8 protein-coding genes are annotated in these 8,932 nt (G+C 44.7%); 5 read left to right on the top strand and 3 right to left on the bottom strand.

Annotated features, from left to right (window positions below; all coding sequences use genetic code 11):
• Positions 1 to 80: 80 nt before the first annotated feature.
• Positions 81 to 656 carry a guanylate kinase gene (gene gmk / locus ACRD7A_RS16610; RefSeq protein ID WP_430812330.1) on the top strand — a complete coding sequence of 192 codons (576 nt, stop codon included), beginning with the start codon at positions 81 to 83 and terminating at the stop codon, positions 654 to 656.
• 1 nt (position 657) lies between these two features.
• Positions 658 to 1,233 (top strand): nicotinate (nicotinamide) nucleotide adenylyltransferase, encoded by a 576-nt coding sequence (gene nadD, locus ACRD7A_RS16605; protein WP_430812329.1) that lies wholly within the window; start codon positions 658 to 660, stop codon positions 1,231 to 1,233.
• A 61-nt stretch (positions 1,234 to 1,294) separates the two neighbouring features.
• Here the strand turns inward: nadD and ACRD7A_RS16600 are convergent, their stop codons facing one another.
• The gene (locus tag ACRD7A_RS16600) at positions 1,295 to 2,344 is read right to left on the bottom strand and encodes an endonuclease/exonuclease/phosphatase family protein (protein WP_430812328.1); all 1,050 of its coding nucleotides are present in this window, start codon (positions 2,342 to 2,344) and stop codon (positions 1,295 to 1,297) included.
• Positions 2,345 to 2,650: 306 nt separating this feature from the next.
• On the opposite strand from ACRD7A_RS16600, the gene ACRD7A_RS16595 reads away from it, so the two are divergent.
• Together ACRD7A_RS16595 and nspC are read left to right on the top strand one after the other, a co-directional pair.
• The gene (locus tag ACRD7A_RS16595) at positions 2,651 to 3,844 is read left to right on the top strand and encodes a saccharopine dehydrogenase family protein (RefSeq protein WP_430812327.1); all 1,194 of its coding nucleotides are present in this window, start codon (positions 2,651 to 2,653) and stop codon (positions 3,842 to 3,844) included.
• An 8-nt stretch (positions 3,845 to 3,852) separates the two neighbouring features.
• A complete protein-coding gene (nspC, locus tag ACRD7A_RS16590; RefSeq protein WP_430812326.1) occupies positions 3,853 to 4,995 on the top strand; it encodes a carboxynorspermidine decarboxylase in 1,143 nt (380 codons plus the stop codon).
• Positions 4,996 to 5,064: 69 nt separating this feature from the next.
• Here the strand turns inward: nspC and ACRD7A_RS16585 are convergent, their stop codons facing one another.
• Together ACRD7A_RS16585 and ACRD7A_RS16580 are read right to left on the bottom strand one after the other, a co-directional pair.
• A complete protein-coding gene (locus tag ACRD7A_RS16585; RefSeq protein WP_430812325.1) occupies positions 5,065 to 5,436 on the bottom strand; it encodes a response regulator in 372 nt (123 codons plus the stop codon).
• Positions 5,437 to 5,440: 4 nt separating this feature from the next.
• Positions 5,441 to 7,510, bottom strand: coding sequence for a HAMP domain-containing methyl-accepting chemotaxis protein (locus ACRD7A_RS16580; RefSeq protein ID WP_430812324.1), 2,070 nt, complete (start codon positions 7,508 to 7,510; stop codon positions 5,441 to 5,443).
• A gap of 661 nt (positions 7,511 to 8,171) precedes the next feature.
• On the opposite strand from ACRD7A_RS16580, the gene ACRD7A_RS16575 reads away from it, so the two are divergent.
• The gene (locus ACRD7A_RS16575) at positions 8,172 to 8,897 is read left to right on the top strand and encodes a Crp/Fnr family transcriptional regulator (protein ID WP_430812323.1); all 726 of its coding nucleotides are present in this window, start codon (positions 8,172 to 8,174) and stop codon (positions 8,895 to 8,897) included.
• Positions 8,898 to 8,932: the final 35 nt, after the last annotated feature.

The raw sequence follows: 8,932 nt of genomic DNA, 5'->3' as shown, positions 1-8,932 counted from the left end.
CTAAGGAAAGGTTTTTGAAAATAGACCTATGTTATCAACAACTAATCGGTTTTACAACGCATTATTAAACTATAGCCATAATGAACAAAAAAGGCAAACTCATTATTTTTTCAGCCCCGTCGGGAGCCGGGAAGAGTACAATTGTACAAGCTCTCCTAAATAAAGGGTTCAATCTGGAATTCTCCATATCGGCGACCAGCAGAGCGCCCCGCGGCAATGAGAAAGAGGGTGTGGAATACTATTTCCTGTCCGCAGACGCTTTTCGCAGCAAGATAGCAGAAGAAGCCTTCCTGGAGTGGGAAGAGGTGTACGAAAACACCTACTACGGAACACTCAAAAGCGAGGTGGAACGCATCTGCTCGGCCGGCAATAACATTGTGCTGGACATTGATGTTGTGGGAGGCCTCAATATTAAAAAAATGTATGGCGATGAGGCCCTTAGCATCTTTGTACAGCCCCCTTCCATCGAAACCTTAAAGCAACGCCTGCAGGGGCGTGGCACCGACAGCGAAGAAAAGATAGCCATGCGCATTGCCAAGGCTGAGAAAGAGTTAAAGTATGCCGGTGAGTTTGATGCCATCATTGTAAATGACAACCTGGAGCAAGCCATTAAAACGGCCGAGGAAACGCTGACTGACTTTTTAAAACAGGACTAACATGCGTCATATCGGCCTCTTTTTCGGCTCTTTCAACCCCATTCACATCGGGCATCTGGCCCTGGCCAATTACATGCTGGCCTTTGAGAGTTTGCAGGAAGTATGGTTTGTGGTCAGCCCCCAAAACCCCTTCAAGCAAAAGGAAGATTTGCTGGATGCCCACCTGAGAGTGGAGATGGTGCGCCGTGCCACACAACACCAGAAAGCTTATAAAGTAGAGGATATTGAACTGCAATTACCCACCCCCTCCTACACCATTGACACACTTCGTGCACTCAAAAAAGCGCACAAACAAACCGAATTCAGCATTATCATGGGGGCCGATAACATCCAGAAGTTTGACAAATGGAAAGCGGCCGATGAGATACTTGCCAACCACCGCCTACTCATCTACCCCCGTCCGGGTTATTCCGTTGACACGGCCACCCTGCCTGACGGCTGTAAACTCACCAATGCCCCACAAATAGAACTGGCTTCTTCCGACCTGCGGCAATGGCTCAAAGCAGGCACAGAACTGCCTTTTCTGATTCCGGAATGCGTAATGGATTTCATTAAAGCAAAGGGGCTATATGCATAAATGGCCGACTGCACGTTTGCAGCCGACCATTCATAACTAAAGGTATAAACTAATTCAATTCTTAATACATTTTTAAAACCACAGATACCGGGAAGTGATCGCTGTAGCCACCATCGTGTCGATTGCCCACATAAGTGCGGAATGGATAGCCCTTATACTTACCTTCCGGCACCTTCAAATGCGCATAACTATATACCAAAGCATCTTCGTAACGCAATCCCTGTTCACTGCCCAAAAGACCCTGAGTAAGGATAATCTGATCAAATAAATTCCATTTGCCGCGGTAACACAAGGTACCTTCGCCAGCCTGATGCTTCCTGGCAAAAGGGTTATACACATCATCACCCGTCAATTCGGAGCGCGTACGACCGCGCAAAACATCCTTTACGCTAACATTGTGCGGATCATCATTCAGATCACCCATCACCAATACTTTTGCCCCCTCGTCCAGTGCTAAAAGTGAATCGACGATGGAACGTGACAACAAGGCAGCCTCCTTACGTAGCGGACGGCTGCGCTCCTCTCCCCCATAACGCGATGGCCAATGATTGACCAATAAATGTATCTTCTCATTGCCCAGCAATCCGCTAACCAGCAGTTGATCGCGGGTATAGATACGACTACTGTCTTCCGCATCATAGATCATAAGAGGTATGGCTTTTATTGTCTCCGGATTAAATAGGTCACTCCGGTAAATCAAGGCCACATCAATTCCTCGTCTGTCTGGCGAATCTTGATGCACAATTTGATAATCACCTCCCGCCAGGGATTTTTCCTTTACAAGATCCTCCACAACAGTGCGGTTTTCCACCTCACACAGTCCCACTATTGCAGGATACTCCTGCCCAACAGTATCGCTAAGGCTGGAAATAACCTGGGCCATGTGCTGAAGCTTCGCCTTATAGCGCGCTTGAGTCCATGCTTTTCTTCCATCAGGGGTAAACTCCTCATCCCGCACATCAGGCGCATCTATGGTATCAAAAAGATTCTCCAGATTATAGAAGCCAATCACTACTTCCTCACCTTTTTTGATGCCTCCGCTTCCACTGCTACAGGCCGATAGGATCAAAACTACGGCTACAAAACTGAATAAACGCCTTACAATTAACATATATATCAAATTTTCATTCTCAAAAATAGTAAAATTGACCTAAACAACAAGGCAACAACAACTAATTTTCAATACCTTAATTAAACACCTCAAGATCAGCCCCAAATCCAAATAGACCTATTGGTCTAATCAATAAAAGCTTAAGACCAGCTTTTACATTGGAAAAAATTATTGAATAAAAGGTCTTAATAGCCCTTGCCTGATGTCAATTTTTTTTGTCAATTTGTAAATGTGTTATTGACACAATTGAGTGAATTCAATTATTGATCAAACGAACCAAATTTTGGTTTTATCATTACACATAACATGGGTAAAGTTTTAATTATTGGAGCCGGCGGTGTAGGTACCGTTGTTGCCCACAAGATGGCATCTTTGCCAACAGTTTTTACTGAAATCATGCTGGCCAGTCGCACAAAAAGCAAGTGTGATGCCATCGCTGAAAAGATAGGTGACAAACGCATTAAGACGGCACAGGTAGATGCCGATAAGGTGCCCGAGCTGGTTGAGTTAATCAATTCTTTTAAGCCGGACATTGTGGTAAATGTGGCATTGCCCTATCAGGATTTGACTATTATGGATGCCTGCCTGGAAACAAAAACTGCCTACCTGGATACAGCCAACTACGAACCGCTGGATGAGGCCAAATATGAGTACAAATGGCAATGGGCCTATCAGGATCGCTTCAAGGAAGCCGGAATCACCGCCATTCTTGGATGTGGCTTCGACCCGGGTGTAACCAGTATTTTTACGGCTTATGCCGCCAAGCACCACTTCGATGAGATTCATTATCTGGATATTGTGGACTGCAACGGAGGAGACCATGGCAAAGCCTTTGCCACCAATTTCAACCCCGAGATTAATATTCGTGAGGTAACACAGAAAGGTAAATATTGGGAAAATGGACAATGGGTAGAAACAGAGCCACACGAAATTCATCAACCCTTAACTTACCCTAATATTGGTGAGCGCGAATCATACCTGATCTACCACGAAGAGCTTGAATCACTGGCGAAAAACTTCCCAACCCTGAAGCGGGCCCGTTTCTGGATGACCTTTGGCCAGGAGTACCTGACCCACCTGCGGGTTATTCAGAATATTGGCATGGCAGGCATTGAACCCATCATGTATGAAGGGAAAGAGATTGTTCCCATTCAGTTTTTGAAGGCCGTACTGCCTGATCCGGGCGATTTGGGTGAGAACTACACGGGCGAAACCTCCATCGGCTGTCGCATTACCGGCATTAAAGACGGTAAGGAGAAAACCTATTATGTATATAACAACTGTAAGCACCAGGATGCCTTTAACGAAACCGGTGCACAAGGTGTTAGCTATACCACGGGCGTACCCGCCACCATCGGTGCCATGATGTACCTGCAAGGGCTGTGGAAGCAACCCGGAGTATTTAATGTTGAGGAATTTGATCCCGATCCATTCATGGAGCAGCTCAATAAACAGGGCCTTCCATGGGTTGAAGAACATAATGTTGACCTGGAACTATAAAAACGACCATGGCAATTAACTATACACAGATACCCTCGCCCTGCTACGTGCTGGACGAGGGTCTTTTGCGCCGTAACCTGGAGCTAATCAGAGGGGTGCGCGACGAAGCCGGTATCGAAATCATCATGGCCTTCAAAGCCTTTTCCATGTGGAGTGCTTTTCCCATCGTTACCGAATACATACCCAGGGCCACGGCCAGCTCCATTCACGAGGCACGCCTGGCCTATGAAGAAATGGGTGCCAAAGCGCATACCTACTCTCCGGCCTATAAGAAAGAGGATTTCCCCCTTTTGCTTAAATACAGCAGCCATATCACCTTTAACTCACTGTCGCAATTCGATCAATTTAAGGCTGATATGCAGGCTCATCCGGAAAAAGTATCGGCAGGACTGCGCATTAACCCGCAGTTTAGCGATGTGAAAACCGATCTTTACAACCCCTGCGCACCCGGATCGCGTTTGGGCATAGTGGCTGACGCCCTGCCCGCTACGCTTCCGCCACAAATAGAAGGCTTACACTTTCATACACTGTGCGAATCCAGCTCCTACGATCTGGAAAACACCTTAACTGCCATAGAAGAACGTTTTGCCCCCTACCTAAAGCAGGTGAAATGGATTAATATGGGTGGTGGCCACCTAATGACACGCACAGGCTATGACACAAAACACCTGATTGACCTACTTAAACGTTTTCGTGAGAAATGGCAGCTAGACATCATTATGGAGCCCGGAAGCGCCTTTGCCTGGGAAACGGGGGTATTGGTATCGTCGGTGGTAGATGTGGTAGAAAACAGTGGTGTTAAAACGGCTATCCTTGATGTTTCCTTCACCGCCCATATGCCCGACTGCCTGGAAATGCCCTATCAGCCGCGCGTGGTGGGTAGTCAAATGGGTGCCATTGAAGGAAAGCACATCTACCGGTTGGGTGGTAACAGCTGCCTGGCAGGTGATTACATGGAATACTGGTCGTTTGACAATGCCCTGAAGCCGGGTGATAAAGTTATTTTTGAGGATATGATTCACTATACCATGGTGAAAACCACCATGTTTAACGGCGTACCTCATCCCGCCATAGCAATATGGAATGATAACACCGGACTATCTATCGTGAAAGAATTCGGTTATGAGGATTACAAAAACCGATTAAGCTAGAAATATTGAACTCATCGGATGATTGGTTTATTTACTACTAATTAATCATCCGATGAGTAATATACTGAATTAAAGATCCACTAACTTTTTAACGCAGGATATTACTTCCTGCATCTCAATGGGTTTGGTAAAATAGGCTTGTACCCCAAGAGCCTTCATCCGATTAAAGGATAAACTATCCTGCTTGGCCGTAATGACCACAATAGGCAGCTGTGCAAGCGTCAGCTCAGCCTTAATCGCTTTCAGAAGCTGAAAACCATCTATTACCGGCATCATCAAATCAAGAATACACACTTTGGGCTTTTCACGTTTAATGGTTTCAAGAGCACGTGTACTGTCATTCTCCATTAACACTTCTATCCTATCATCGTCATTAAAGATGGCCTTTATTAGATAAAGACTCACTTCTGAATCATCAACAACTAATACTTTATGAGACATACAATTAAAAGGTTTCAAACTCATTATCCCCATTGCGCCCCATATCGAAACATACAGCCTCTTTTTGCGGCTTCGACATGTTTGACTCTTCAGTTGGCGTGTGCTCCACCTCCACCTTACGCTGAGACCTTGTATGATATTCCTTGACAGCATCACCAATATTGAAGAAAGAAACAATTTCCTTCAACTGCTCGGCTTGTGTGTATAACTCTTCAGCACCGGTAGCCATCTCTTCCGATGCAGCAGCATTTTGTTGGGTGATAGTATTGAGTTGCTGCATGGCCTTATTAACCTGATCGGCACCCATATCCTGTTCCTTACTGGCCGAGGCAATCTCTTCAACCAGTCCGGAGGTCTTACTAATTTCCGGCGCCAACTGCTGAAGTTTAGCAGCTGCTTCCTGCGCCACACGCGAGCCATTTTTTAATACCGAATCTATTTCCTGCGCCGATAACTTACTGCGTTCAGCCAATTTTCGCACCTCTGCAGCTACCACTGCAAAACCACGCCCTTGCTCACCGGCACGTGCAGCCTCCACTGCTGCATTTAATGCCAGTATATTCGTTTGGAAAGAGATATCATCAATAATCGCCAACTTCTCAGCGATAGTACGCATACTCTGGACAGTATTCTCTGTTGCCTCTCCTCCTTCTTTAATTCCGCTGGCTGCAGCAAAGGCTATATCCTTAGTCTCATTGGCATTTTGAGCATTGCTATTAATATTGGCCGCCATTTCTTCCATGCTGCTGCTCACTTCCTCTACCGACGAAGCTTGCTCACTAGCGCCCTGACTCAGGTTTTGCGAAGTACTGCTCATCTGCTGACTGGCTGTAGCAATATTATTGGCCCCATTGACGATGCTCGATACAATCTCCTTTAACTTTGCTCCCATATTGGCCATAGCATCCGTCAACTGGCCAATTTCATCCTTTTGCTGAACATCAATAGTGGCACCCAAGTCACCCTGCGCCAACTGACGAGCATAGATAAGCCCCTTACTCAAAGGTGTGGTAATTATACGCATCAGCAAAAAAGCAAATGTAACCCCCACAATCAAAGCCAGTAATAAACCGGTAATCATTATGGAGTTGGACATCCGCAGACTCGAAGCACTAGAAGACGCCATATCTTGTGTTTCACGCAATCCATCTTCGGCTGTAGCAGCACAACTCATAACAAAGTCCATACCGGCTTTGCTACTTTTGTCAGCCAACTCTTCCCTCCTCTGCCAGTCACTTATAAATTGCTCCATAGCACCTTGATAATGCTCCGCTTCCTGCCTAATATTATTCAACGCCACAATATCATAACGCATAGTAGTATAGCGTCTAATAATTTTCAAATCATCATAAACACGGGAAAAAGAAGCAAGTGCCTGCTCAAAAATTTCGGGGTCGCGAATGGCCTGTGACTTAAAGTTTCCTACACGCACTTCATTTCCCAGATTAATAATTTCAGTGATTAACTCAATTTTCCTCAAGCGATCAGGTGTTGTACTGCCAGCTTTTATCTCACTAAGCATCTTCTTATTTTGCTCCTTCAGGTAGGCATGACAATTAAGCATATATTCGTGGGCCGACTCATCCATAACAGTGCGTGCCTCAGCCATTCGGGCGTTAACCTCCACCGTCTGATTCACGAGACCAACAAAAGCATTAGCAGTCGCTTCAGCCACTTTAAGATTGGCCTCCAGAGTATCCAGTCGCTCGGCACCGGTCACCAGTTTGTTCCCGTCAATCAAAGCCTTTTTAATATCGGCAATTTCACTCTCTGCATTATTATAGAAGTGCTTCTCCTCGGTGTAAATATAACAACTAACATCACGCATGGCGCGGTTGGCCGCCTTGCGCAATTCACTGGCTATTTTAACTTCGGGCACAAATTCTTTTGCCAACAGTTCCGATTCATCAGCCACTGTTGCCATATTAAACACTGCCAAAAGCCCAATGATTAAACTGATAACTATTAAAACTCCAAAGCCTATTCCCAGTTTAAAACCCAGGTTCAAATCATTAAAACGTCGTACAAACTGCTGATAAAAATTATTTTTTCCCTCCGCTGCGGTGTGAGCCATACTTTCTACTTTTTTAAGATTTCTATTCAATAAATATTCGGATTAACACGAGAAACCTTTGTGATTTCTGCATGTCAGGTAAAGTGCCTACAAAAATAAATACCCACGGTAATAAGGATCAAAACATCTCAGAGTAAGATTACCTGATGCAGCAGGTATTTTTACGTCCTTACCCTTTTAAACTCCATTCCAGGCACTACTCACGATGTTACCCCGAAAATACTGATCGGATGACTAATTACAGTTTGTTTCCTCAGTCATCCGATAAGTAATACAACACTGCAACCCTGTAAACAAAGGTGTTATTACCAACATTCAACCCACTCCGGGGTTGGTAAATAATGAACGATAAACACCATAGGTTAGCACCTGTGGCTATTGATATTTGATCCCGCCGGGATCACAAGAAAAATCATCTAAACCTTTATTGATTGATAAAAACATACACTTCTTACTTAAAAGTGGTATATGCAGCTAAAAGCGCAACATCCCCCCCCTCTTCCCTTTGCGCTTGAGCGGAAGGGGAAGTACAACGCCAAAGGTGTTGGGATGGGGATCGCAGCTTAATTACATAATGGCAATAAGATGCGATCCTGAAAATACTGATATTTGATCCCGGCGGGATCAGAAAGAAAATAAAATACTACCAAAATGTAACCAAATGCATTCAATTCGTATAATATCATTTGATTTTATGATGAATTTTTGTAGAAACAGCACATCGTGCAAACAGTGTAACCACAACTGCCTGTGCGATCTTGAGAATGATATAGAAGAGGAAGAGCTGAAAAATAACATAAGCGAGATTTCATTAAAATTGGGAGATACGGTGCTTAAGCAGGACAGTTTTGTTTCGCAAGTGGCTTTCTTAAAAGAGGGAATCGTAAAGAAGGTACTGGAAGGGCGAAACGAAAAGAATGTTATCCTAAATATACTGGAACCGGGACAGTTTATCGCCCTGCCTGAACTTATAAAGGCAGCTCGTTATCCTTTTTCACTGGTAGCCCTCAGCGACTGTAAAGTTTGCTTCATCAACCGCGACTGGCTTACTAAAGTTGGCCTTTTAAACAGGCGTTGGTGTGAGTTTATGATGTCCATGACAGCCACCAACTATGCTTTTATATACCAACAGCTGGCCACTAACAGTACACGCAACAACTATGGTAAATTAGCCTCGACCATCCTGTACCTGACCGGTCCGGGTTTTAAAAACGATGTGATGAACCTGCTTAGTCGAAAAGAGTTGGCCGAACTGGCCATTAGCTCAAAAGAAAGTGTGAATAAAATTTTGCAACAGTTACACCATGATGGCATAATTAAGCTGGATAAGCATAGAATAACACTGCTGCGACGCGACTTACTTGAAAAACTAAGCACACTGGGATAGACAAATCAATACAAAACCTTATACACCGGATGACT

The organism is Carboxylicivirga longa (genome assembly GCF_050589825.1).
Taxonomy (GTDB): domain Bacteria; phylum Bacteroidota; class Bacteroidia; order Bacteroidales; family Marinilabiliaceae; genus Carboxylicivirga; species Carboxylicivirga longa.
The sequence above is the reverse complement of the archived record's forward strand: the minus strand, read 5'-3'. Positions and strand labels throughout refer to the sequence as shown.

Coding starts and splice junctions, on each gene's coding strand:
- ACRD7A_RS16575 (WP_430812323.1), top strand. CDS start 8,172: ATGCATTCAATTCGTATAATATCATTTGATTTTATGATGAATTTTTGT.
- ACRD7A_RS16580 (WP_430812324.1), bottom strand. CDS start 7,510: ATGGCTCACACCGCAGCGGAGGGAAAAAATAATTTTTATCAGCAGTTT.
- nspC (WP_430812326.1), top strand. CDS start 3,853: ATGGCAATTAACTATACACAGATACCCTCGCCCTGCTACGTGCTGGAC.
- gmk (WP_430812330.1), top strand. CDS start 81: ATGAACAAAAAAGGCAAACTCATTATTTTTTCAGCCCCGTCGGGAGCC.
- ACRD7A_RS16585 (WP_430812325.1), bottom strand. CDS start 5,436: ATGTCTCATAAAGTATTAGTTGTTGATGATTCAGAAGTGAGTCTTTAT.
- ACRD7A_RS16600 (WP_430812328.1), bottom strand. CDS start 2,344: ATGTTAATTGTAAGGCGTTTATTCAGTTTTGTAGCCGTAGTTTTGATC.
- ACRD7A_RS16595 (WP_430812327.1), top strand. CDS start 2,651: ATGGGTAAAGTTTTAATTATTGGAGCCGGCGGTGTAGGTACCGTTGTT.
- nadD (WP_430812329.1), top strand. CDS start 658: ATGCGTCATATCGGCCTCTTTTTCGGCTCTTTCAACCCCATTCACATC.